Genomic DNA, 22,137 nt, shown 5'->3' on the forward strand with positions numbered 1-22,137 from the left:
CGTCAGGCTCGCAGCTCGAAGGTCGTGGCGCCCACCTTGATGGGCGTGCCGAGCGAGAGGGCGACGGGCGAGCCGGAGACGCGCTGGCCCGCGACGAAGGTGCCGTTGGTGGAGTCGAGGTCCTGGATCGCCCAGCTGTCGCCGCGCAGCATCAGGCGCGCGTGGTGACTGGACGTGTAGTCGTCACGGATCACGAGAGCGGACTCACTGGAGCGGCCGATCGTGAGGGAGTCGGCGCTGAGCGGCAGCTCGAGGCCCGCCTTGGGGCCTGAGGTGATCACGAGGCGCTTGGCGGTCGCGACCGTCGCCGGTCCGGTCGACGGGCGGGCGGATGCCGGCTTCGAAACGGGGGCCGCGGGCGCACCCGCCGCCGCAGGTGCCCCTGCCGTCGCCTCGACGGGGAGCTTGCGCACTCGCACACCGAAGAGGTCGGCGCGCAGCGAGTACACGACACCGAACACGAAGAACCACATCAGGAGGAGGAACCCGATGCGCAGGAGAAGAAGGATCAGTTCACTCAACCGAGGGCTCCGAACGCTCGGGTGGCGTCGTCGCCTCTGGTCGCAGGACGCGAGGGTGCGGCCACGGGGACGATGCGGAACACCAGGTCGGTGCGTCCGATCGTGATCGTCGTGTCTGTCGGGAGGGCGGCTTCGCGCAGCTTCTGCCCGTTGACCTTCGTGCCGTTGGTGGAACCGAGGTCGCGCATCATGGCGCGCTCGCCGTCCCACAGGATCTCGACGTGCTTGCGGCTCGACCCCGCGTCAGCGATCGTGATGTCGGCATCCGAGCCTCGACCGATCACGGTGCGGGCGCGGGAGATGGAGTGGCGACGACCGTCGACGTCGACCACGGCCTGCCAGCTGACGCGGCCCTCGACGGTGCCCGAGCTCACGCGCACCGTGCCGGTGGCGACCTTCTCGTCGGCTTCGAGGCTGATCGAGAGCGGGCCCGCGAAGCTGTAGCCCTGCGACGTGGCGTGCGTGGTGAGAAGAGCGTGCAGCTCGTCCGTAAGGGCGCCGCCGAGCCCGCGCATCCGCTCCGCATCGTCGGCGCTCAGACGCACCACGAAGCTGTTGGGCGCGATGATGCGATCGCGGCTCACGACCGCGGCCTTCGTGTCGGCTTCACGCCGCAGCGCCGAAGCGATCTCCACAGGCTGGATGCCGCTACGGAAGGTCTTGGCGAACGCGCTGTTAACTGCGCGTTCGAGACCCTTCTCAAAGCTGTCAAGTAGTCCCACTGGGCTCCTCTGGCATGCCGACTGGTAGACACATCGTAGCCAGGTGTCCTGGGGGAACGCCGCCGATGGCCCTCCAGGCATGTGCAACGAGGCCGAAAACGCATGATATCTTTGGGAAGTTGAGTTCTTCGGAACGAGACACTCGCGCGAGTGGCGGAATGGTAGACGCGCTGGCTTCAGGTGCCAGTGTCCGTAAGGACGTGGGGGTTCAAGTCCCCCCTCGCGCACAGCGAGATGAAGGGCCCGGTCCATGGATCGGGCCCTTCGCTTTTCCGGAAACGCCGATCGATCGGGGCCACCCTGCGGCTTCGGCGCCCTTCATTCGGAGTCCGATGATCCCGAACGGGCGTGCCGCCGCAGAGACTCGCTGACCTGCCGCAGGTAGCGGGTGATCACGTCTTGTTCGGCCGGCGTGAAGGCGTCCAGTTCGGCGTCGATCCCCATGATCATGGGGATCAGGCGACCCATCGCCTTGTCACGCGACGCGCGCCGCGGAGCTACGAGGATTCCTCGGCGGTCGTTCGGGTGGGGTTCTCGGGAGACGTGATCGAGCGCGACGAGGCGGTCGACGGACGTGGTGGTCGCGCCCGCAGAGAGCCCCACTCTCCGCGCGAGCTCGGTCGGCGCCAGAGGACCGCTCATGAGCAGGTGCTCCATCACCTGCAGATCGGTGGGGTTGACCCCGAGTTCATCCGCGAGGGAGGACTCGAAGAGTTCGCTGAGTTCGATGAAGTCCCGAAGCAGGGCCGTCGCCGGACGGGCAGGGATGAAGTCCGCCCCGTCGGCGTCGAAAGGTGGCACCCCGCTCGATTGCATGACCTCCACGATATCGCTACTATCTTTCGATAGTCATATAGTTTGATGATCGAACTACTATCCAAGGTTGGGACTTTTCATGGGCGTACTCACACGGTTCCTGACGTCGGCGAAGACATCGTGGATCATTCTCGTGATCACGGCGCTCGCCGCAACCGCGCTGTTCGCCCTCGCCGGCAGCGAGGAGTCCGAGACAGCCCCGTCGGTCGGTCTGCCCTCTTCCGCCGAATCCGTCAAGGTCGATCAGTTGCTCGAAGAGTTCCCCAGCCCCGACGCGACCTCGGCGCTGCTGGTCTTCGCCTCCGAAGACGGCGTGCTCGACGAGAAAACGCTCTCCCTCATCGATCAGAAGGCATTCGGCGATCTTGCCGCGCTCGCCCTCGACGGCGCCGTACCGCCCGCTCAGGTCTCCGACGACGGAACGGTCGCCCTCGTGGTGGTGCCTCTCGAGCCGGAGCCCGACGTCGCGGAGCAGACTGCGCGCGCGCAGGAGATCCGCGACATCGCCGCGGCGGATCTGGAGGGAGTTCGCGTCTATCTCACGGGCGCTGAAGGCTTCGAGGTCGACATCGCCGCCGTGTTCGACGGGGCGGACTTCACCCTTCTCCTCACCACCGTCATCGTCGTCGCCGTTCTGCTGCTCATTACCTACCGCAGTCCATGGCTGTGGATCGTCCCCCTCGTCGTCATCGGCCTGGCCGACGCACTCGCGGGGATCGTCGCACGACAGGTTGCCAGCGCCGTCGGCATCCAGCTCGATGCGTCGATCACGGGCATTCTCTCTGTGCTCGTCTTCGGCGCAGGGACGAACTATGCGCTCCTCCTGATCGCCCGCTACCGTGACGAACTGCGTCTGCATGAGAGTCGCAGAGAGGCTATGCAGCGGGCCCTTCGCGGAGCCGGTCCCGCCATCATCGCCAGCGGCTCGACGGTCGCACTGGCACTGCTCACCTTGCTCCTCGCCGAGATCGCGGGCAACCGTGCGCTGGGGCTGGCCTGCGCCGTCGGCATCGTCGTCGCGATGTTCTTCGCGCTCTTCGTGCTGCCCGCTGCTCTCGTGCTCTTCGGCCGCGGCCTGTTCTGGCCCTACATCCCGCGGTTCCAGTCGCCCGACGCGATCTCCCGCAGCGTCTGGGGGAAGCTCGGTCGCGGAGTGTCGAAGCGTCCGGTCGTGGTGGCGACGGTCGGGTTCGTCGTTCTCGGCGCGATGGCCAGCGGGTTGCTGTTCGTGCAGACCGGACTCTCCCAGAATGACCGCTTCCTGCAGAAGCCCGAAGCGGTGCAGGGCCAGGAGGTCCTCGCCGAGGCGTTCTCCGCTGGAACCACCTCCCCCGCCATCGTCGTCGTTCCTGTCGAGGACGCCGAGGCGGCGACCACCGCTCTCGCGGATCTCGACGGTGTCGACGCGGCGAGGCCGGGAGAGGCGACGGATGAGTTCGCGCGGATCGATGTCACCCTCGACGCCAGCGCCGAGACCGACGCGGCTTTCGCCACCGTCGAACGCATGCGCGAAGCGCTCGACGACGTCGGATCGGGCGAAGGGCTCGTCGGAGGGCTCGACTCGCAGGCGCTCGATGTCGCCGAAGCCCAGGCCCGGGATCAGGCTCTCCTCATCCCCCTCATCCTCGCGTTGGTCTTCGTCGTGCTCGTGCTCCTTCTTCGGGCCTTCGTCGCGCCGCTGCTACTCCTGATCGCCGTCGTCGCCAGCTTCTTCTCGGCGATCGGGGTGAGCTGGTGGTTGTTCCAGTCGCCACTCTTCGGATTCCCCGCCATCGATACGAACGTGCTGCTGTTCAGCTTTCTGTTCCTCGTCGCGCTCGGTGTCGACTACAGCATCTTCCTCGTCACCCGTGCGAAAGAGGAGGCCGCCCGACTCGGCACCAGCCAGGGCATGATTCGTGCTCTCGCCGCGACGGGCGCCGTGATCACCAGCGCCGGCATCCTCCTCGCCGCGGTGTTCGCCGTCCTGGGCGTTCTCCCCCTCATCACGCTGACGCAGATCGGCGTCATCGTCTGCATCGGCGTGCTCATCGACACACTCCTCGTGCGAACGGTCATCGTTCCTGCACTCGCGTTCATCACTCGGGACAGGTTCTGGTGGCCCCGCCGACCCGCTCTGACCGATGCCGAGGCCGCCCGACAGGGCGCCGACGCACTCGCGCCTGAACAGCCCCACGCGCTCTCCCGTTGACGGGGGACGCCCATGCGCGGTGGTGGAACATCCGCCTGCGGTACGACGACGCCCCTCCCTCAGACCGATGCGTCGAGCAGTCGGCCCGGCGACGATGGGAGGGTCCCCTCCCCTAGAGAAGGCGTCCCGTGACCTCACGCACCCCAGCCCTCGATTCGCTCGCGCTCGCCGCCGTCGGTCTCAGCACCTCGGCGCTCGCGCTCGCCGCCTGTGCTTCCCCCGCCCCTTCCGAAACCTCCCCTGCGGGTGTCGGATCGTTCGATGCCGAGACGGTCGGGAACTCGCCGGAAGAGGCGCGGTCCGGGATTTCGTAAGCCGCCTAGTAATATGGGGGGATGACGGATGCAGTGGGGACCAAGCAAGCGCTCCTGCTGTCGCGACTCGGCGACGACGAGTCTGCGCGCTTGGTGATGACGGTGCTCACGACCGCGCGACGGATCGACGCGGCCTGCGCGGAGCTGCTCGCTCGACACGATCTGTCGGAGGGGCGGATGGCGGCCCTCCTCGCGGTCTCCGCTGAGGAGGGGATCACGCCACGGCTGCTGGCGACCCGGCTCGCCGTGACCTCGGCGACCGTCACGGGACTTCTGGATCGACTCGACCGCGACGGGTTGATCGAGCGACACCCGCACCCGACAGACGCGCGCACGCACACGCTCGTGACGACCCTCGCCGGGGAGCGGCTCATCGCCGAGCTGGTCCCGGTCTACGCCGAATGGCTCCGTCAGCTCGGGGCCGGGATCAGTGCCGCCGATCGCGACCACGCTGCCCTCGTCTTGGCGGCGATGCAGCGGAATCTCGGCGATGAGTAGAACAGCGGGAGGACGGGCGGCCCGCACATCGCCCGGGGCCGACGCGGAGCGCCTGAGCGCACTCGACGCGGGCCTGGCAGCGTCGAGGACGCTGTCCGACGCGCTCGCGATAGATCACACGACTCTGTTCCGCAACGTCTTCCCCGATGCCGACGCTGCCCTGCGCGCCGAAGTCGCCGAGGCGCAGCAGCTGGGCATCCTCAAGCGGATGACCCGCATCGGTGCCGCCCTCGCGATCCGGTGTGATTCCGCCGAGGTCGACGACATGGCCGCGCACCCGTCCGACACCGTGCGCGGGTGGGCGTGCTTCCTCATCGCTGCGCAGCCGTCCGCCACCCCGGTCGTGTTGCTCGATCGACTCCGACGGTTCGCCGACGATGAGCACTTCGCGGTCCGCGAGTGGGTGTGGATGGCAGCGCGCCCGGTGCTCGTCACCGACCTCGACGCCAGCATCGACATGCTCGCCGCGTGGACCGGCGACCCTTCCGAGCGCGTTCGCCGATTCGCCAGCGAAGCGCTGCGGCCGCGAGGCGTGTGGGCCGCCCACATCGCTGCGCTCAAGAAGCAGCCGGAGCGTGGAGAGCCGATCCTGCATCCTCTGCGCGACGATCCTTCCCGCTACGTCCAGGATTCCGTCGCCAACTGGATCAACGACGCGGCGAAGACCCGTCCGGACTGGGCCGTCGAACTCTGCGACCGCTGGGGCGCCGCCAGTGACGATGCCGCTACCGCTCGCATCATCACGCGCGCACTGCGCTCTCTCGATCGTTCTTCCGCGGGGTGAACGGCGAGGGGACCTCTTCGAATCCGACCGATTCGTTGCGTGCCGCTCCCCGCTGTGGCCGGAGTCGTGCACGAAACGCGATCAGCGCGATGCCCGAGCCGGCTCGGACTCACCCCGTCGAGTGTCGCGCACAGAGAGGGTGCCGAGAGCCCAGGCGGCGAGGCCTGCGGCCGCGAAGGCCGCGCCGAGAACCACGGAACCCGTCCACCCCGATGTGCTGAAGGCCAAGGTGGTCGTGGCGGCGCCGACGGCTGATCCCAGGGAGTAGAAGACCATGTACCCGCCGATGGCCGTCGAAACGCGGTCAGGGTGCAGCGCGGTCAAGATGTGTTGGTTGCTCACATGGGCGGCCTGCACGGCGAAATCGAGCACGACGATGCCGACGATCACCATGGTCAACGACCAGGGGAGCTGCCCGATCAGCGCCCAGGATGCGACCAGGGCGAGGAGTGCGAGACCGGTGACCCTGTTGGCCTTGCCGGCGTCTGCCCAGTGGCCCGCGCGCACGGCACCCAGGGCGCCCGTCAGGCCGGCGAGGCCGAAGAGTCCGATCTGGGTCTCGGTGAGATGCCAGGGCGCAGATGTCAACGGAAGCGCCATCCCGCTCCACAGTGTTCCGAACGACGCGAAGAGGAAGAACGCGATCGCGCCGCGACTGACGAAGACAGGGTCGCTGAGGAGGCGACCGAGACCGCTGACGAGCTCTGTGTACGGACGGGCGGGCCGGCGCGCATCACTCGGAAGGGCGAGGAGGGCCATGGTTCCCAGAATCACGGCCAGCAGCGCCAGAGAGATGTAGACGCTGCGCCATCCCCAGATGTCGGTCAGTGCCCCGGCGATCAGTCGCGAGCCGAGAATGCCGACCACGACCCCCGATGTCACGAATCCCAGGTTGCGCCCTCGTTCCGCGGGGTCGGAGACCGCCGCAGCATAGGCCACGGTCGTCTGGACCACGACCGCGAAGAGTCCGGAGAACGCCAGCCCGGCGTAGGCCGCCCATGCCATCGGGGCGGCGGCGACCACGATCATGCCGATCCCCACCAGGCCGAGATGGAATGCGATCAGTCGTCGTCGGTCGAGTCGGTCGCCGAGTGGGACGAGCACGACGAGTCCGACGAGGTAACCCAGCTGTCCGACGGAGACGAGCCAGCCCAGCGCGTCGGGCGCAACGCCGAGATCGCGCCCGATCTCGGTGAGGATGGGCTGCGCGGCGTACACGGTCGCGACGGCGACGGCACAGATCGCGGCCAGCAGAATCTTGGTCTTGAGGTACACAGGTGTCCTTTGGTTGCATATTGCTACCGAATGAACCGTAGGGGATAATGGTTTCAAATCGCAACTCTTGGAGATGTCATGGGTGAATCCACCGGAATTCCGCAGTGGACCGATCCGAACTGCCCGGTCGCTCGGGCGACCGACCTGGTCGGCGACCGCTGGAGCATGCTGATCATCCGGGATGCGATGGACGGAGCCCGCACGTTCACCGACTTCCAGCAGCGCACGGGTATCGCGCGCAACATGCTCGCCGATCGCCTCCGCAGACTCGCCGGGTACGGGATCATGACTCGCGTCGAGGCCCCGGCCGGCAAGCGGAAGCACTACGAGCTGACCGCTGCCGGAGAGGAGCTTTTCCCTGTCATCCTCGCCCTGCGACACTGGGGAGAGGAGCATGCTTTCGCCGAAGGAGAGGCGCATTCGGTCCTGGTCGATGCCGCCGGTGCGACCGTGGCTGCGACCGAGCCGGTCGGTACAGACGGCAACCCGCTGACGAGCCGGAACACCCGCGTCGTGAGGTGAGTGCGTCCTGAACCGGGGAGATCGTCAGCCCAGCGGGCCCTCGAGGATGGTGAGCACATCGACCTCTTCGAATCCGACCGATCTGTTGAGGGCGAGCATCGGCGCGTTCGTCAGGGCCGTGTAGGTCTGCAGAAACCGCGAGTCCGAGCTCTCCGGGAGGCTCATGAGACGACGGAGGTTGGCGACCTTCAACGCGCGGCCGATCCCACGACCACGAACCCGTTGCGCGACGAAGGTGTCGTCCTGAAGGACGATCTTCGGATCCGGCCGCGACAGCAGGATCTCGGTGTACCCCACGGCCTCCCCGTCCGCGCGCGCCACGCTCCGCACCAGGGCATACCCCTGTTCGGACATGCGCTCCTCGTTCCGGCGAACGGCCGCGACGTCGGCGGGCGCGGGGGTCCGTGTCAGGTCGCCCATCGGCACGTCCTCCGACATGTGAGCGCGAAGCCTCGCCCAGTCATCGAGCAGCTCATCCGGACACGCGCCCACCCAGGAGACGATGTCGACGTCTGCGAGTGCAGTCGGGAGCCGGTCGAGTGTCTTCGTGGAGACCGGGAGATCGACCACCTGGCGACTCTCGCGGACGCCCACCTGGAGCCCTTCGGAGCGTGCGAACGAGACCCCGGCATCGGAGTACGTCTCGGTGCGCATCATCGTGGCGGTGCCGCGCAGCGCGTTGCGGATTGCGTGGAGCAGTGCACGGGCGACGCCGCGGTGGCGGAAGGCGTCGAGAACCGCGATCTCGACGTCGGCAGGTTCGCCAGGATGCACGTGCGCTTCGGCCGCCCCGACCGGCACCTCGTCGATCTCCGCGAGCAGCAGCACTGAGCGGCGAGTCGGATGCGGGCTCTGGAACTGCAGGCGCGTCGCCTCGTCGCTGCGGGACCACACCTTCTGCCGCCCGGCCGAGTAGCCGTCTCGGAGGATGCCGTTCCACCTCAGAAGCTCAGCGACGTCGCGAGGATCGACATCCCTGATCCGGATGTTGCTCAAAGGTCACGACGCTCTCGGTGTTCGCAGACGGACAGGTGCACGATCCAGGTTGCCATACCGCCGAGTCGTTCTCCCCTCTCGTGCGGCCGCGGGGTATCTGAGATGGTGGATGCGGGATGTGCCCCTGAGTGACGAAAGGGTGAGCGATGAGCGGACCTGATCTCCCGGTGATCGGGGTCGAGGACGCGTCATCACGGTGGTCGACGTGGTGGCTGGCATCCGGAGCGCTGTTCATCACGTCGGCCCTGTTGGCCGCGTTCCGCAGTCTTCCCGGGACGCTCGACGTCGATGCCCTCGCGATCATCTCGACCGCATCGACCTTGGCCTTCAGTCTCGCGCTGGTCGCCGCTGGTATCGGTGCTGCGCGCCGCGATGGCACTCTTCGACTTTCCAGAGGGGGGATCGTCGCCTTGTTCCTCCTCGCCGTCTGGCTCCCTGTGGGGCCGCCACTTCTGATGGTTTCGTTCGACTTCACCTCGGCGGTGCCGGTCTACGTGAACGCCCTCGTGAAGTTGGGGCTGTGCGGTGCGATCGTCGCCGGGGTGCTCCGCAGTTCGCTGGCGAAGCCGTGGCGGTTCATCCCTGCGATCGCGCTCGCCGCCGTGGTGCTGGGGTCGTTGATGGAGGTCGCGATGATGTCGGGCAGTGTCTCCGACCAGAACGCGATGATCCTCGTCTCCAATGTGCTGATCCTGACGTGCATCCTCGCCACCGGGGCGCTGGGTGCCGTTGCGCTCAGGGCTGCTCGCGCACGGGCGGGCTCGGTGGCCGTGTTCGGAGGATGACCGTCCTCACGGCACCCGCTCGTAACCCGCTCAGGGCGAGGTGCGCACACCCAGCTCGCTGGTGTCGCGGAGCCCGTGCGCGTCGAGGTAGGCACGGATCGTCTCGTGGACGATGCGGATCTGTGCTTCGTTCCCCATCGCGGCCCGCATGGCGTCCATCGTGGGTGCCGGCTTGCCGTTCACCCGGTCCAGCGCCTCCCAGACGATGTCTTCGCGGGAGCCGCGGCCCATCGAATGCGGCATCGAGCTGAACACCGGGTTGGGCTTCCAGTCGTTTCGGTTCTCCTCCATCAGTGATTCCTCTCCTGTCTTCGGGTGCCCCTGAATGCGGGCGCACTCGGTCCTGTGCGCGGGCACGCCGAACACACGCGGGGTGGCGATGCTGCCCCCGGTGGACGACGCGCTGTCCGGCGGCCAGGCCCTTCCCCAGTGAGGCCGGATGCCGGTGGGAAGAAGGGGATGTGGTCGTCCGGTTCTCTTCGAGAGTACACCTTATTTTGAGTCGCTAAAAATAAGGAGATGACGGGACAAGAGGAGGATGCTGAAAAAGGCCCGGTCCGCAGCGGGATCGGGCCTTTTCGTCGCGTGGCGTGGCGGGTCAGTCGCGCGGGGCGTCGTTCCAGGACCAGATGTCGTCACCGCGCAGCACCGCGTCGGCGCCGCCGTCGCAGTAGATGGTCTGGCCGGCCATGTGGGTGTTGGCCGGGCTCGTCAGCCACACCAGCAACTCGGCGATCGAGGATGCCGGCTGGTGGTAGTTCAGCGGCATCGGCACGGCGGCGTCGACCTGCGCCAGACCCTCCGGGCTGGCCAGCAATCCGGCGGTCATCGCCGTGGTGACGGTGCCGGGGGCGACGGCGTTGAGGGGGATCCCGGCGCCGGCCCAGGCTTCGGAGACGGATTCGCGGCGGACCCAGCGCGACAGGGCGCGCTTGCTGGAGGAGTAGTTGAGGAACCCGCCCTCGGCCGTGACGGCGAGCTGGTCGCCGATCTCGAGGGCTCGTCTCTCGTCGCCGTCCAGGGCCGCGTCGACGAGGTCCGCCGACACCGGCTGCAGCGATGCCATCGATGAGACCACGGCGGCGCGCGGCTGGTCCGCCAGACTCAGTTTCGGCAGCAGCGCGGTGAGGAACTCTGTCACGCCGAAGTAGTTGATGGCCATGGTCTTGGCGATCGGTGCGGCGATTCCGGCGCAGGCGATGATCGCATCGATGCCGCCGTCGGCGGCGGCGAGAACGGCGTCCGCCGCAGCGATCCGGCCGGCGGGTGTCGAAAGATCACCCGTGACCTCCACTCCGCCCAGGTCGACCCCGATCACGGTGTGTCCCTGGGCGCGAAGCAGTTCGGCGGTCGCGGCACCGATGCCGGATGCGGCGCCGGTGACGACGTAGGTGCGGGTCATGTTTCCTCCTGGGGTGATGAGACGTGGTCGGATGACGACGGGGATGCGGTGGCCCTGGATGTCGATTCGGGAAGGGCGGCGACGAAGCGGCTGAGATGGGCCTGGAACTGGGTGATCTCGTGCGCGGACCAGCCGGTGAGCGCGCCGCCGACCATCTGCTGCCCGGAGGCGACGAGGCGGGCGTAAGCGTCTCGGCCCGCATCCGTCAAGCGCACCTCGACCGTCCGCCCCGTTCGTACGCGATCGAAGAGCCCCCACGCCGACATGCGCGACACCAGCTTCGACGTCGTCGGGCGTGACATCGCCGCTCGGTCGGCCAGTCGACTGAACCCGAGGGAGCCGCCGTGCATGCCGACCACGTACAGGGCTCGTACCTCGATGGCCTCGAGGGAACCTCCGACGCTCGCGGCCACCTGTGTCTGCAACTCGCCCTGCGTCCACTCCGCGATCACGCGAACCAGCGCCTCGCGGATGTCTTCGATCTCGTCATCGACCGCCATGACATTAAGGATATCAGTTCAGTTGCGTGCGGCAACTGTCCGGATGGGCCGCGCTCAGCTGAAGAGGACCACCAGGTAGACCGCGAATGTCACGAGGTGTGCAGCGCCGTGCATCGCGGTCACGCGCTTCGCGGCGAAGGTCGTCACAGACAGCAGCAGCGTGACGCCGAGCATCAGCAGGTTCGCCGGCGATTCCGCGAGCACGACGGTCTGGCCGGTGAACATGCCGATGATCAGCACCGCCGGGATGGTCAGGCCCACGGTCGACACCAGCGCGCCATGACAGAGGTTGCTCACGCGCTGGGCCTCACCGCCGAGCGCGGCGCGCACCGCAGTGATCGACTCCGGAAGGAACACGATGCCCGCGATGAGCACACCGGCGAGGGCGACCGGGGCGCCGAGGCGGCCCAGCCCGTCGTCGAGCAGCGCCGCCATGTCGTGCGACAGCAGCACGATGGGGATCACGGTGACCACCAGTAGCGCGAGGCGCACGACGACCTCCGTGCGGTGCGCGGACAGCACCTGGCGGATCCCGCCGCTGGCCTCGCCCTTCTCCTGGTCCTCCACGGTCTGGAGAAGACGCGGATCGACCTCGGTGAAGTCGCTCGCCTGCGCGCCCATCTGCCGGTAGAGGAAGAAGGCGTACAGCACGAGGGTGAGCACGATGATCGGGATCTCCTGCGCCGTCGTGTACGAGCCGTCCGTTCCGATCAGAGCGGGGAGGCCGAACGCGAGCGCGACCAGCACCACCAGCATCGACAGATACGCCGACGTGCCGGTGCGGTTGTGCGCCATGCCGCGGTGGCGGAGTCCGCCGAGGAGGAGTGCGAGCCCGATGACGAGATTGAGGATGATCATCGCGACGGCCATGACCGAGTCGCGGGCGATGGTCGCGTGCTCACCAGGACCGAGCATGACCGCGGAGATGAGGATGACCTCGATCAGCACGATAGACAGGGTCAGCACGAGCGAGCCGTACGGGTCGCCGAGCCTGTGGGCGAGAGCCTCGGCCTGTTTGACGACACCGAACGCGCAGACGAGGATCACGACGATGATCGCCCCGAGCGCGATCATGAGTACCGGCACGGGCACAGGGGGTTCCAGAACCGGGTGGAAGAGGAGGAGGGCAGCGAAAGCGCCCCACCCCAATGCGACGCGGACGATATCGGTGACGCCGATCAACTGCTTAAGCTCCGTGCGTGACATCGCCGGACTCCTTCGAGGTGGGGCCGTCCCCGATCTGCCTCACCGTCGGAGGTCGTCCTCCGTCGTCGTTTCCCGCCCCACGGTAGCAAACCGCGTCGGCGCTGTGGTGTTGTGGCGAGAACATTCCGAAAACGGCATGAAAGCCACGAGCACTGAGCGGTGTGTGTTTTTTCCCGGTCAAACGGAAATTTGACTTCCCCTGGTTCCGGGCTATGGTCGGAGGTTACGCCAGCCACCGAAGGGGAAGCGAGTAACCATGTCCGGAAAGTCCATCCAGGGTCGCGACAGCAAGAAGGCGCCGCAGCTCTCGCTCAAGGAGAAGCGAGCTGCGAAGCGGGAGAAGAACGCCCCGGCCGAGTTCATCAAGCCTCGCAAGGGCGCGAAGGGCTGATCGGATTCGGTCCGGCGGGCGCATCCGCGTGGTGCGCCCGCCATGGGGGGCGCAGGGTCAACGGAAGACGCGGGTGATCCCACTCTCCATCTGCGTGAGCTGGATGTAGACGAGGAGACGAAGGGTCGGGCCCAGTACAGCGCGGAGAACCTGACGCACGACACGATGGCGACGCCGGGTGCCCTCCCAAGTAAGGGTCATATGAAGTTGCATTCCACCCGCGGCATGTTCGAGTGCGAAGGTGACGACCCTTGCTGTGTCGTTGCTAGAGTCCGGATAAGTGAAGCGCCAGGTCACGTACGCGCTGTCTTCGAACCGATCAAGGTAAATCTGCTGACGACGGCTGGAATCCCTGACTGCTACCGGTTTTCCGTTGCGACTGGTGGCCGTCGCCGCCTCCCAAGGGCCGACACCCTTGGCGCTTGCATGCACCTCGTCGACCACGTGGTCCCACTCGGGGATGCGCGTCGCGGACGACAGCAGCTCCCATACGTCATCGACGGGGGCGGGAACGAAGATCGATCGCTTGCCGGAGAAGCTGTTCTTCTCGAACATCGCAGGCCGCGAGAGGCCGAGGTTCAGTGCATCATCCAGGCGGGACTTCAGTGCGTCGGGGTCGAGGCCGAGTCGTCGTAGGATCTCATCGATAAGACCGCTTGGTTCGTCGACGAGTGCACGCAGCACTGCGGCGGAGTTACCGCGACGGCCTCCGCTCGATGCCTCGGTCCACACAGCGAGCGCCCGTTCCGTCCACTCATATCCCGAGGTCTCGTGGAAGACGATGCGACCGAGACCGTCGGTGTCTGAGGCGATGCCCACGAGCTCGAGTTGAGCTGCGTGCTGTGCCGCGACCGCCGCGCGGGCCGTATCGAGACCGGCGCCCATGCCGCGCAGGATCTGCCCTCCCGTGTCGGGGTCGATGGTCAGGGCGAGGAGCAGGTGATCGATGTCGGCGTCGCGCACTCCGAAGCGTGAGGCCTCCTCCATGGCGGCCAGCGACAGGGTGTGCATCGTGGCGGCGGCGTGGGTGAATCTGCTCATGAGCTCCTCCGGGGAACGGCGATGGTCGGATCGATCCGCTTCGCGTGCTTCTTGTGCACTGCCTGGCGGGTGACGCCCAGGGCATCGGCGATCGCCTGCCAGCTCATGCCGGACCGCAGTGCGGCTTCGACCTGGCGCAATTCGAGTGCGTCCGCGAGCGTGCGCAGCGATGCCACCGCACGCAGGCCTGCACGCGGGTCGGTCGTGTCCGCGGCGATCTGTGCGACATCGAGGGATTCCATGTCGTCAACCTACGTTGCTAACGAGGCTCTGTCAACTTACGTTGCTACGCGTGCGTCAGACGCGGTCTCCGCGATCAGAACGCTCCGATCACGCGTTCCCGGCGCGCATGAACTCCTCGGCCTCGCGCACCTGCTCCGCCGACGGCCGGATGCCGGTGTACAGCACGAACTGCTCCAGTGCCTGCAACGTCGCGACCTCGGCCCCTGTGATCACGGGGGTGCCTGCGGAGCGCGCGGCGGCGATCAACGGCGTCTCCGCGGGAAGAGCCACGACATCGAACACCACGGATGCCGCGGCGATCGCCTCTTCCGAGAACGCGAGCGTGTGCTCCTCCGCGCCACCGGCCATGCCGATCGGGGTGACGTTGACGAGGATGTCTGCGGTGGCGTCTCCGACCTCGGCCAGCCAGGAGAAGCCGTAGAGGTCGGCGAGCATACGGCCGTTCCGCTCGTTCCTGGCGACGATCGTCACGCGCGTGAATCCGGCGTCGCGGAACGCGGCGGCGGTGGCCTTCGCCATCCCTCCCGACCCACGCAGCAGCACCGAGGCCGCGGGATCGAGGCGATCACGTTCGATGAGCTGCGCGATCGCGGAGTAGTCGGTGTTGTGTGCGGTGAGCACGCCGTCATCGTTGACGATGGTGTTGACGGAGTCGATCGCGCTCGCCGAAGGGTCCATCCGGTCGACGAGGGCGATGACGTCCTCCTTGTAAGGCATCGAGATCGCGCATCCGCGGATGCCGAGTCCGCGCACGCCTGCGATCGCCTGGGAGAGGTCAGTGGGGGCGAAGGCCTTATAGATCCAGTTCAGCCCGAGCGCCTCGTAGAGGTGGTTGTGGAAGCGCGTGCCGTTGTTGCTCGGCCGTGCCGAAAGCGAGATGCACAGCGTCATGTCCTTGTTGAGCAGAGTCACCGGATCAGGCTACTCGCGAGCCGGTCGTCGCGTGCGATGTCGCCGACGCGACCACCCGTGACACACCTGGACGAGACCCGCGGACCCCTCAGGGTCAAGTCCCGACCGCGCCGGTCTCGCCCGGGTGAAATTCGATGGCAGGACGGCGCTTCCTCCCCTATGGTGAAGGTGCATGCACGAGGGGATTGATCGTCTACGTCTCTCCCCACGAGGCGGCGGCCTACCCCAGGGGCAGACGATCTGTGCGTGCGATTGGGCCCTCTCGAGTAGTTCAGTCCCCAATGGGCTACTCGAGGGGGCCGCTATCGTTCGCCCTCGCGACGAAGTTCAGATTTGTCCCCCAAAAGGGGGACAAGGACGTCGAAAAGGAGCTAAGCTGTCTCTGACGCACCCTCCGGTCGTCTTCGGCCCTCATCGCTCCCCCCGCGGTGAGGGCCACACCATTTTCTGGGCGCCTTCTGGGCCGTGCGCCTCCGAACGCGCCGGATGACGGCCGCGTGCCGCTCGTGCAACATTTGGATTACCTTCTTGCAGGTGCTATTCCGCTCGGGGCCTCCTCCACTAGCGTTAGCGATGTCGGGGCATCCCTGCGTCGGCTTCTTCACCAGCAGAACAGGCAGTACATGAGCACCCAGGGCACGGTTAAGTGGTTCAACTCGGAGAAGGGCTTCGGCTTCATCTCCCCCGACGACGGAGGCGCTGACGTCTTCGCGCACTACTCCGCCATCCAGTCATCCGGCTACCGGTCTCTCGAAGAGAACCAGCGAGTCGAGTTCGATGTGGCGCAGGGCCCGAAGGGCCTGCAGGCAGAGAACATTCGCCCCGTCTGAGACGGGCGAGACACAGAACTCCCCACCGGATCGCGTCCCGATGCGTCATCCGGCGGGGAGTTCTGTGCTTTCCGGGTCCGATTCGGCTCCCTGCATGTGGCGTGTGGTCTGCAGGTCGCGCACCAGCGCGCCGGTCAGGTCAGCAGCAGAGAGCGGAGTTCGGCCACGGAGGCCACCCGGAACGCGGCCTCGTCACCCTCGTGGGCGTCGCTGAAGCCCCACTCGACGAAGATCACCGGGACGTCGTTGGCGTTCCCACCCTCGACATCGTGGTGCCGATCGCCGATGAGGACGGGGCGTGAGGTGTCGGCGCCGTGCTCGCGCAGCCGACGAAGAGCTTCGGCGACGATGTCGGTCTTCGAGGCGAGGGTCGACTCGTCGGGCGTCGCCCCGACGGTCGTCAGGAATGCGGGCCGGAGTCCGAAGTGGTCGACCAGTGCGTCGACCTGGTTCTCGGGCTTCGAGCTGGCTGTCGCCTGCGGCACTCCCGTAGCGTGCAGTTCGTTGATGAGGTCCACCACGCCGGGGTAGGTCGCGGCGTCGGTCGTGTAGCCATCGGCCTTGCCGAGCGTGCGGTAGAAGGCGACCGCCTCGGCGGACTGCTCCGGCGTCATGCCCGCCTGGTCCTGGAAGGACTGGAACATGGGCGGGCCGATCCAGTGCACCAGTTCCTCGCGTGTCGGTGCCGGACGCCCGAAGTGGGTGAGCGCGACATTCAGCCGGCGAAGGATGCCGACGGACGCGTCGACGATGGTGCCGTCGACGTCCCACAGCACGCAGGAGTATGGGGAGTGAGGCATCTCTCCAGCCTATGGGCCGGGACGGCGATGGCCGCTCTTCCTGCACAGGTGTGCAACTGAGTCACTTCTGCACGCCTCATGTGAACGCCTAGTGTCCACATATAAGGTCGTGACAGCGGTGGATTCGCGGGCGAGAATAGGGGGCATGTACGTGTCGGTGGAAGTCATCACGATGCTGGCGACAGCAGTGACGCTACTGGTGGCGATCATCAGCGGTTTCGGTTGGATGATCAACCGGATGGACGCGCGATTCGCGGAGGTGGTGGCGACGTTCAATGCGCGGTTCGAAACGCAGGACTCGAAGCTCGATGCGCGGTTTGAAGCGCAGGACGCGAAGCTCGATGCGCGGTTTGAAACGCAGGACGCGAAGTTCGATGCGCGGTTTGAAGCGCAGGACGCGAAGCTCGATGCGCGGTTTGAAGCGCAGGACGCGAAGCTCGATGCGCGGTTCGACCGTATCGAGCAAGAGATCGTCGAGGTGAAGATCGCGATCGCGCGCCTTGAGGGCCCGACACCCCGGCTCATCGCCGCGCGCTGACGGGCGACGCCTCAGAACAGGCGGGGGATGCCCGACTCGATGCCCTTCATGTCGTCGTAGTCGAGCACCAGGCAGCGGATTCCGCGGTCCTCAGCGAGCACACGTGCCTGCGGCTTGATCTCCTGCGCGGCGAACACACCCTGCACGGGGGAGAGGTGCGGGTCGCGACCCAGAAGTTCGAGATAGCGGGTCAGCTGCTCCACGCCGTCGATGTCGCCGCGTCGCTTGATCTCGACCGCGATCGCGGCGCCGTCGGCATCGCGCACCAGAAGGTCGACGGGGCCGATGGCCGTCGGGTATTCGCGGCGCACGAGCGTGGCGCCCTCGGAGATGCGCTCGACCTGCTCGGCGAGAAGTCGCTGCAGGTCGGCCTCCACGCCGTCTTTCTGGAGCCCGGGATCGATGCCCAACTCGTGCGAGGTGTCGTGGATGATCTCGTAGATCTGCACACGCAGCGCATCGCCGGTCTTCTTGTGCGTGACGCGCCAGACTTCGACCACGCCGGCGCTGGCCTCTTCCTCGCCCGGCTCTTCGCTCGAGAGCGAACACGGCGGGCTCATCCAGTTGAGCGGCTTGTAGCTGCCGCCGTCGGAGTGCACGAGCAGACTCCCGTCTCCCTTGTGCACGAGCAGACGCGTGGCGAGCGGGAGATGGGCATTGAGCCGACCGGTGTAGTCGACCGAGCAGCGGGCGATGACGAGACGCACCCGTCGAGCCTACTTCGTCGGGGGGTGCGCCGCGGTCGCACTCCGCGGGCGCGGCGGTCATCGGTCGAGGAAGGATCCGATCGCCTGGAAGAGCCCGAGCTCGGTGGCGGCGGAGCGCGCGATGAGGAATCCGATGATGCCGATGATCCATGCGGTGTTCTCGGCGCCGGTGCGCTCCATCCAGGCGGCGAATCGTTCGAGCGGCCTTTGCGCCAGCGGGGCGGCGACCAGGCGGAGGACGAGCAGCACGACAGCGGGCAGGATCATCAGCGCGCAGTAGCCGACGAGCGAGAGCACGCGCAGCGGGGTGTCGATTCCGGCATCCGCGAGCATCGTCATCGCGACGATGTAGGGAAGCATGGTGGCGACCTCGACTAGCCCTGCCGCGACAGCCACGGCCATCACCGCGGTGCCGCGGGTGCGGGGGTCGAGCAGTCGCTCCCGCCACCGGGTGATGCGACCGGCGCGCGCCCGAGGCTCCGCCACTGCGGCTGGCGCAGGAGGCGGGGTCGTGATCGACGATCCGCTCGCCTCGTGTGCGGTCGGCAGGTCCGTTCCCGGCAGGACCGACGCGGAGGCGGGCAGCGAGGCGGACAGGGAGGCCGCTGCGGCACTCTTGTCACCGGTCGGCATCACGAAGGCGGTGATGAGGAGCGCTCCGCCCACGAGGAGGCGGATGATCAGTCCGGCGGGCGAGGCCAGGAAGTCGGACGCGACGTCGACGAGGTTCACCAACCCCCAGAGGAACAGGAGGCCGACGAGCAGGTAGAACGCGGCGATCGTCACCAGGTACAGCAGGATGCGTCGGGCGTGCACCCGTCCCGGATGCAGGAGCAGGAAGACGGGGATGAGGAGTGTGCCGACGCTCAGCCCGTCGATCAGCGCCAGGAGAGCGAGAGAGAAGGGGAGCGGCAGTCCGCCGAAGAGTTCCATGTCTCCACGCTCGCCGAGCCGGGGCCGCGGCGGATCGGGCGAAAGTACCGTTCCCTCCGACCTCCTCATCCCTTCGTCGGATGCGCGGTGGCGCGCACCGTGATTGCATGAGGGCATGCACGAGCAGGTCGAAGGCGGATTCGGCGCCTGGTACCGTCGGCACCGCTGGTGGGCGGACCCGTTGGGGATGGCGCTCCTGTCGGTCGTCATGGCCTGGTTCGGGTTCCGCGGGATCTGGGGTCCGTTCTCGATCCTCCAGGAAGCCGTCTCCCCGTGGTGGTCGCTGGCGCTCGCCCTGCCCGCCTGCACCCTCGCCCTCGTCAAGAGGCGCCTGCCCGTGACGGTTCTCGTGCTCGTCACGCTCCTGTTCGTTGTCGATCTGCTCACCGTCGGGGGCATCGGCACCCTGGTGGTGCTCCTGGACGTGCTGTGGACGGCGTCTTTCCTCGCAGGGCCGCAGGGGCGACGGGTGCTGCTCATCGCGCTGGCCCTGTCGACGGCCGTGCTGTTCCTCGCCGCCTGGCTCTTCACCGATGTGTCGCTCGCCGTGGCCTTTCTCATCGGGGTCCAGTTCGGTGCGATCTTCGGTACCGACTACTGGTGGGCGGTGGCCGTCTCCCAGGCGCACGAGCTCGCCGAGCTGCACCGCCAGCGTGCGGAGGCCGCGGCTGCCGTCGCCGAGCGTGACCGCGCCGAGGCGGTGCAGCGGGAGCGCGAGACGATGGCGAGGGAGCTGCACGACGTGGTCGCAGGTCACGTGATGGCGATGGCGATCCGGGCCGAGGCCGCACTGTCGACCGTGCCCGACCGCACGGCGGACCGAGAAGCCCTGCAGGCCGTGCGTGATGCGGGGCTCGATGCCCATGGGGCGCTGCGATCCATGATCTCGGTGCTTCGGCGAGGCGACGGCACCCTCGCCCCCACGCCGCGGTGGGCGGATCTCGGGGCAATCGTGCAGGAGGCGGAACGTGGAGGGCTGGTGGTGCGCATGGTCGTCGATGACGTCGACGATCTCGGAGCGGCACGCGAACAAGCCGTCATCCGCATCGTGCGGGAGGCGCTGAACAACTGCGTCCGCCATGCGAGCGGTGCCGACGTCGAGGTCGGGATCCGTGGGAGCAGCGCCGAGGTGCGGGTGGAGGTGCGCTCGCGTGGTGGCGTCGCCAGCCGTGCAGCCGCCCACGGCGACGAGGGCTGGGGGCTGCAGATGCTGCGGGAACGCGTCGGCGCACTGGGTGGTGTCTTCGCAGCGGGTCCGGTCGCCGGCGGATGGTCGGTCCACGCCCGGATCCCGAGGGAGGCGACGGCATGACGGCTCCGACTGTGCTGCTGGCGGATGATCACGGCGCGATCAGGGCGGGGCTGCGCATCATGCTCGAGGCGCAGGGGATCACCGTGGTCGGGGAGGCCGCCGACGGCGACGTCGCTGTGCGCAATGCCGCGGCGCTGCGTCCCGACGTCGTCCTCATGGACCTGCGGATGCCGGGGCGAGACGGGATCTCAGCGACCAGGGAGATCGTCGAGCGCGGTCTGGGCGATGTCCTGGTCCTGACGAGCTTCGACGAGGACGACCTCGTGTTCGGAGCGATCCGTGCCGGCGCGGTGGGCTTCCTGCTGAAGACGGTCGACGCTCCCGCTCTCGCACAGGCCGTGCGCGCGGTCGCGGCGGGGGAGGGCGCGCTGGATCCGCGGGTGACCCGACGCGCGCTCGCCGCGGTCGCCCAGAGTGCGATGCCGTCGGTGCCCGTCTCGCGTCGGGGGGATTTCTCCGACCTGACGGTGAGGGAGCAGGAGGTGCTCGACGGGATACTGCAGGGGTGGTCCAACGCCCAGCTCGCCGCGAGGCTGCGCATCTCGGTGCCCACGGTCAAGACGCATGTCTCGAACGTTCTCACCAAACTCGGAGCGCGCAGCCGCTCGCACGCCGCAGCCCTCGTGCGGGGTCGCGAGGGCTGAACGTCAGTCCTGTGACGCCGTCGTGACCGGGATCTTCTCGTCTTCGCGCAGCGGACGCGCTGCACCTGAGAACAGTCCGGACATCACGACCAGAGCGACCAGGATGAACAGGGTGTTCAGCAGGCCGATGTGCTCGCTGATGATTCCGAGGACGGGCGGTCCGCCGAGGAACGCGATGTAGCCGATCGTGGCCGCAGCGCTCACCCGGGCCGCCGCCTTCGCGGGATCGTCCGCCGCGGCGGACATGCCCAGCGGGAAGCCGAGCGATGCGCCGATACCCCACAGCGCCGCCCCGACGAGCACGAGCGGGAAGGTGGGAGCGAGGATGAACAGCAGGATGCCCGAGGCCGCCGCCACTGCGAGGACGCGCAGCACCAGGACGCGTCCGAACCGGTCGACGAGGGGTCCGCCGAACAGGCGCACGATGGTCATGCCGACCGAGAACACGGCGAGCGAGACGGCGCCGGTGCCCTCGGCGAAGCCGTGACCCTGTTCTGTGCCCAGGGCGATCCAGTCGTTCGCGCCGCCCTCGGCGAACGACATGCCGAGCATGACCACGCCGATCAGGTAGGTGCGTGGTTCGCGCCAGGCTTCGAGCGCGGTGTGCATGCGTGCGCGGAACGCCGGCTTCTCGTGCGGCGCCGGGTCGAGGGCGGCCTCGCGCACGGGCACCTGGAAGAAGCAGACGACGGCGATCACGGCGATCAGTGCGCCCATGATCGCGGCGTGGGTGGCGACGTCGATCGTGAGCTGTGCCGCGAGGGCGCCGATCCCCGCGCCGATGACCGTGCCGAAGCTGAAGAACGCATGGAAGACCGGGAGGATCGTCCGGCCCATCTGCTGTTCGATCGCGGTCGCCTCGACGTTCATCATGACGTCGACCGATCCGTTGCCGAAGCCGAAGAGCACCATGCCGATGAGGACGACGGGGACCGAACCGAAGACGTTGGCGCCCAGACCGACGAGCACGATGCCGAGCGCGAACGTCAGCATCGTCAGCAGCATCCCGCGTCGAGCACCCAGGCGCGCCATCACGGCCGGGCCCGTCGAGATGCCGATGATCGACGACACGCCCATGCCGAGAAGGATGAGACCGACCTGCGCGTTGTCCAGACCCAGCGCCTCTTTGATCCCGGGGACGCGTGACGCCCAGGTCGCGATCGAGAGGCCGCTCGCGAGGAAGATGGCGAAGATCGCGGCGCGCCAGCGCACGAACTGCGAACGGGAGAGGGCTGTTTCCATGTCGGACAGCCT

Annotated in this window: 27 protein-coding genes and 1 tRNA gene; 12 read left to right on the forward strand and 16 right to left on the reverse strand. The window is 67.6% G+C overall.

Features of this window, described 5'->3' with window-relative positions:
* Nucleotides 1–2 precede the first annotated feature (2 nt).
* Both ACP699_RS11700 and ACP699_RS11705 read right to left on the reverse strand, forming a co-directional pair.
* Nucleotides 3–521 (reverse strand): FHA domain-containing protein FhaB/FipA, encoded by a 519-nt coding sequence (locus ACP699_RS11700; protein ID WP_055875493.1) that lies wholly within the window; start codon nucleotides 519–521, stop codon nucleotides 3–5.
* Nucleotides 518–1,243, reverse strand: coding sequence for an FhaA domain-containing protein (locus ACP699_RS11705; RefSeq protein WP_055875496.1), 726 nt, complete (start codon nucleotides 1,241–1,243; stop codon nucleotides 518–520). The genes ACP699_RS11700 and ACP699_RS11705 overlap by 4 nt, the downstream gene beginning before the upstream one ends.
* Nucleotides 1,244–1,387: 144 nt before the next feature.
* On the opposite strand from ACP699_RS11705, the gene ACP699_RS11710 reads away from it, so the two are divergent.
* Nucleotides 1,388–1,470: transfer RNA gene (locus tag ACP699_RS11710), tRNA-Leu, on the forward strand.
* Between the two features lie 91 nt (nucleotides 1,471–1,561).
* Here the strand turns inward: ACP699_RS11710 and ACP699_RS11715 are convergent.
* Entirely contained in the window at nucleotides 1,562–2,059 is a 498-nt protein-coding gene (locus tag ACP699_RS11715; protein WP_157559440.1) for a MarR family winged helix-turn-helix transcriptional regulator, read from the reverse strand.
* A gap of 79 nt (nucleotides 2,060–2,138) precedes the next feature.
* Here ACP699_RS11715 and ACP699_RS11720 point away from each other — a divergent pair, with 79 nt between their 5' ends.
* From ACP699_RS11720 to ACP699_RS11735, 4 genes are all read left to right on the forward strand, one after another.
* Nucleotides 2,139–4,250: an MMPL family transporter gene (locus ACP699_RS11720; RefSeq protein WP_426171254.1), complete on the forward strand. Its 2,112-nt coding sequence runs from the start codon at nucleotides 2,139–2,141 to the stop codon at nucleotides 4,248–4,250.
* A gap of 128 nt (nucleotides 4,251–4,378) precedes the next feature.
* A complete protein-coding gene (locus ACP699_RS11725; RefSeq protein ID WP_127481389.1) occupies nucleotides 4,379–4,564 on the forward strand; it encodes a hypothetical protein in 186 nt (61 codons plus the stop codon).
* Between the two features lie 21 nt (nucleotides 4,565–4,585).
* Nucleotides 4,586–5,062 carry a MarR family winged helix-turn-helix transcriptional regulator gene (locus tag ACP699_RS11730; protein ID WP_426171256.1) on the forward strand — a complete coding sequence of 159 codons (477 nt, stop codon included), beginning with the start codon at nucleotides 4,586–4,588 and terminating at the stop codon, nucleotides 5,060–5,062.
* Complete coding sequence (locus tag ACP699_RS11735) at nucleotides 5,055–5,846, forward strand: DNA alkylation repair protein (protein WP_426171258.1); 792 nt, start codon at nucleotides 5,055–5,057, stop codon at nucleotides 5,844–5,846. The genes ACP699_RS11730 and ACP699_RS11735 overlap by 8 nt, the downstream gene beginning before the upstream one ends.
* Nucleotides 5,847–5,927: 81 nt before the next feature.
* Here the strand turns inward: ACP699_RS11735 and ACP699_RS11740 are convergent, their stop codons facing one another.
* Nucleotides 5,928–7,121: an MFS transporter gene (locus ACP699_RS11740; protein ID WP_426171260.1), complete on the reverse strand. Its 1,194-nt coding sequence runs from the start codon at nucleotides 7,119–7,121 to the stop codon at nucleotides 5,928–5,930.
* A gap of 78 nt (nucleotides 7,122–7,199) precedes the next feature.
* Between ACP699_RS11740 and ACP699_RS11745 the strand changes: the two genes are divergently transcribed.
* Entirely contained in the window at nucleotides 7,200–7,643 is a 444-nt protein-coding gene (locus ACP699_RS11745) for a winged helix-turn-helix transcriptional regulator (RefSeq protein WP_055875518.1), read from the forward strand.
* A gap of 24 nt (nucleotides 7,644–7,667) precedes the next feature.
* On the opposite strand, the gene ACP699_RS11750 is transcribed toward ACP699_RS11745, so the two are convergent.
* Nucleotides 7,668–8,639: a GNAT family N-acetyltransferase gene (locus ACP699_RS11750; RefSeq protein WP_055875522.1), complete on the reverse strand. Its 972-nt coding sequence runs from the start codon at nucleotides 8,637–8,639 to the stop codon at nucleotides 7,668–7,670.
* Nucleotides 8,640–8,785: 146 nt separating this feature from the next.
* On the opposite strand from ACP699_RS11750, the gene ACP699_RS11755 reads away from it, so the two are divergent.
* On the forward strand, nucleotides 8,786–9,424 hold the full coding sequence (locus ACP699_RS11755; protein ID WP_055875525.1) for a hypothetical protein: 639 nt from the start codon (nucleotides 8,786–8,788) through the stop codon (nucleotides 9,422–9,424).
* 30 nt (nucleotides 9,425–9,454) lie between these two features.
* Here ACP699_RS11755 and ACP699_RS11760 read toward each other — a convergent pair whose 3' ends face one another.
* The 4 genes from ACP699_RS11760 to ACP699_RS11775 form a co-directional block, all read right to left on the reverse strand.
* Entirely contained in the window at nucleotides 9,455–9,715 is a 261-nt protein-coding gene (locus ACP699_RS11760; RefSeq protein ID WP_055875529.1) for a hypothetical protein, read from the reverse strand.
* Nucleotides 9,716–10,022: 307 nt separating this feature from the next.
* Nucleotides 10,023–10,826: an SDR family oxidoreductase gene (locus ACP699_RS11765; protein ID WP_055875535.1), complete on the reverse strand. Its 804-nt coding sequence runs from the start codon at nucleotides 10,824–10,826 to the stop codon at nucleotides 10,023–10,025.
* Nucleotides 10,823–11,326 (reverse strand): MarR family winged helix-turn-helix transcriptional regulator, encoded by a 504-nt coding sequence (locus ACP699_RS11770; protein ID WP_426171264.1) that lies wholly within the window; start codon nucleotides 11,324–11,326, stop codon nucleotides 10,823–10,825. Before ACP699_RS11770 ends, ACP699_RS11765 begins: the two co-directional genes overlap by 4 nt.
* Before the next feature lie 54 nt (nucleotides 11,327–11,380).
* On the reverse strand, nucleotides 11,381–12,532 hold the full coding sequence (locus tag ACP699_RS11775) for a calcium:proton antiporter (RefSeq protein WP_426171266.1): 1,152 nt from the start codon (nucleotides 12,530–12,532) through the stop codon (nucleotides 11,381–11,383).
* Between the two features lie 256 nt (nucleotides 12,533–12,788).
* Here ACP699_RS11775 and ACP699_RS11780 point away from each other — a divergent pair, with 256 nt between their 5' ends.
* Nucleotides 12,789–12,923 (forward strand): hypothetical protein, encoded by a 135-nt coding sequence (locus tag ACP699_RS11780; protein WP_017829963.1) that lies wholly within the window; start codon nucleotides 12,789–12,791, stop codon nucleotides 12,921–12,923.
* A gap of 57 nt (nucleotides 12,924–12,980) precedes the next feature.
* Here the strand turns inward: ACP699_RS11780 and ACP699_RS11785 are convergent, their stop codons facing one another.
* The 3 genes from ACP699_RS11785 to ACP699_RS11795 all read right to left on the reverse strand — a co-directional run bounded on the left by ACP699_RS11785 (nucleotide 12,981) and on the right by ACP699_RS11795 (nucleotide 15,119).
* Entirely contained in the window at nucleotides 12,981–13,964 is a 984-nt protein-coding gene (locus tag ACP699_RS11785; RefSeq protein WP_426171269.1) for a Clp protease N-terminal domain-containing protein, read from the reverse strand.
* Nucleotides 13,961–14,206: a hypothetical protein gene (locus tag ACP699_RS11790; protein WP_055871634.1), complete on the reverse strand. Its 246-nt coding sequence runs from the start codon at nucleotides 14,204–14,206 to the stop codon at nucleotides 13,961–13,963. The genes ACP699_RS11785 and ACP699_RS11790 overlap by 4 nt, the downstream gene beginning before the upstream one ends.
* Nucleotides 14,207–14,294: 88 nt before the next feature.
* The gene (locus tag ACP699_RS11795; RefSeq protein WP_268776192.1) at nucleotides 14,295–15,119 is read right to left on the reverse strand and encodes a shikimate 5-dehydrogenase; all 825 of its coding nucleotides are present in this window, start codon (nucleotides 15,117–15,119) and stop codon (nucleotides 14,295–14,297) included.
* Between the two features lie 623 nt (nucleotides 15,120–15,742).
* On the opposite strand from ACP699_RS11795, the gene ACP699_RS11800 reads away from it, so the two are divergent.
* Entirely contained in the window at nucleotides 15,743–15,949 is a 207-nt protein-coding gene (locus ACP699_RS11800; RefSeq protein ID WP_017203899.1) for a cold-shock protein, read from the forward strand.
* Nucleotides 15,950–16,083: 134 nt separating this feature from the next.
* On the opposite strand, the gene ACP699_RS11805 is transcribed toward ACP699_RS11800, so the two are convergent.
* Nucleotides 16,084–16,749, reverse strand: coding sequence for an HAD hydrolase-like protein (locus ACP699_RS11805; RefSeq protein ID WP_055875546.1), 666 nt, complete (start codon nucleotides 16,747–16,749; stop codon nucleotides 16,084–16,086).
* Between the two features lie 145 nt (nucleotides 16,750–16,894).
* Between ACP699_RS11805 and ACP699_RS11810 the strand changes: the two genes are divergently transcribed.
* Nucleotides 16,895–17,287, forward strand: coding sequence for a response regulator (locus ACP699_RS11810; RefSeq protein ID WP_426171273.1), 393 nt, complete (start codon nucleotides 16,895–16,897; stop codon nucleotides 17,285–17,287).
* Between the two features lie 11 nt (nucleotides 17,288–17,298).
* Here ACP699_RS11810 and nucS read toward each other — a convergent pair whose 3' ends face one another.
* Both nucS and ACP699_RS11820 read right to left on the reverse strand, forming a co-directional pair.
* Nucleotides 17,299–17,994: an endonuclease NucS gene (gene nucS, locus ACP699_RS11815; RefSeq protein WP_055871644.1), complete on the reverse strand. Its 696-nt coding sequence runs from the start codon at nucleotides 17,992–17,994 to the stop codon at nucleotides 17,299–17,301.
* A 57-nt stretch (nucleotides 17,995–18,051) separates the two neighbouring features.
* A complete protein-coding gene (locus tag ACP699_RS11820) occupies nucleotides 18,052–18,927 on the reverse strand; it encodes a GAP family protein (protein WP_426171275.1) in 876 nt (291 codons plus the stop codon).
* A 115-nt stretch (nucleotides 18,928–19,042) separates the two neighbouring features.
* Here ACP699_RS11820 and ACP699_RS11825 point away from each other — a divergent pair, with 115 nt between their 5' ends.
* Complete coding sequence (locus ACP699_RS11825; protein WP_426171277.1) at nucleotides 19,043–20,239, forward strand: sensor histidine kinase; 1,197 nt, start codon at nucleotides 19,043–19,045, stop codon at nucleotides 20,237–20,239.
* Nucleotides 20,236–20,883: a response regulator gene (locus tag ACP699_RS11830; protein ID WP_055875555.1), complete on the forward strand. Its 648-nt coding sequence runs from the start codon at nucleotides 20,236–20,238 to the stop codon at nucleotides 20,881–20,883. The genes ACP699_RS11825 and ACP699_RS11830 overlap by 4 nt, the downstream gene beginning before the upstream one ends.
* Nucleotides 20,884–20,886: 3 nt before the next feature.
* Here the strand turns inward: ACP699_RS11830 and ACP699_RS11835 are convergent, their stop codons facing one another.
* Nucleotides 20,887–22,125 carry an MFS transporter gene (locus ACP699_RS11835; protein WP_426171280.1) on the reverse strand — a complete coding sequence of 413 codons (1,239 nt, stop codon included), beginning with the start codon at nucleotides 22,123–22,125 and terminating at the stop codon, nucleotides 20,887–20,889.
* Nucleotides 22,126–22,137: the final 12 nt, after the last annotated feature.

This window comes from Microbacterium sp. DWRC1-3 (assembly GCF_049896645.1).
Taxonomy (GTDB): domain Bacteria; phylum Actinomycetota; class Actinomycetes; order Actinomycetales; family Microbacteriaceae; genus Microbacterium; species Microbacterium maritypicum.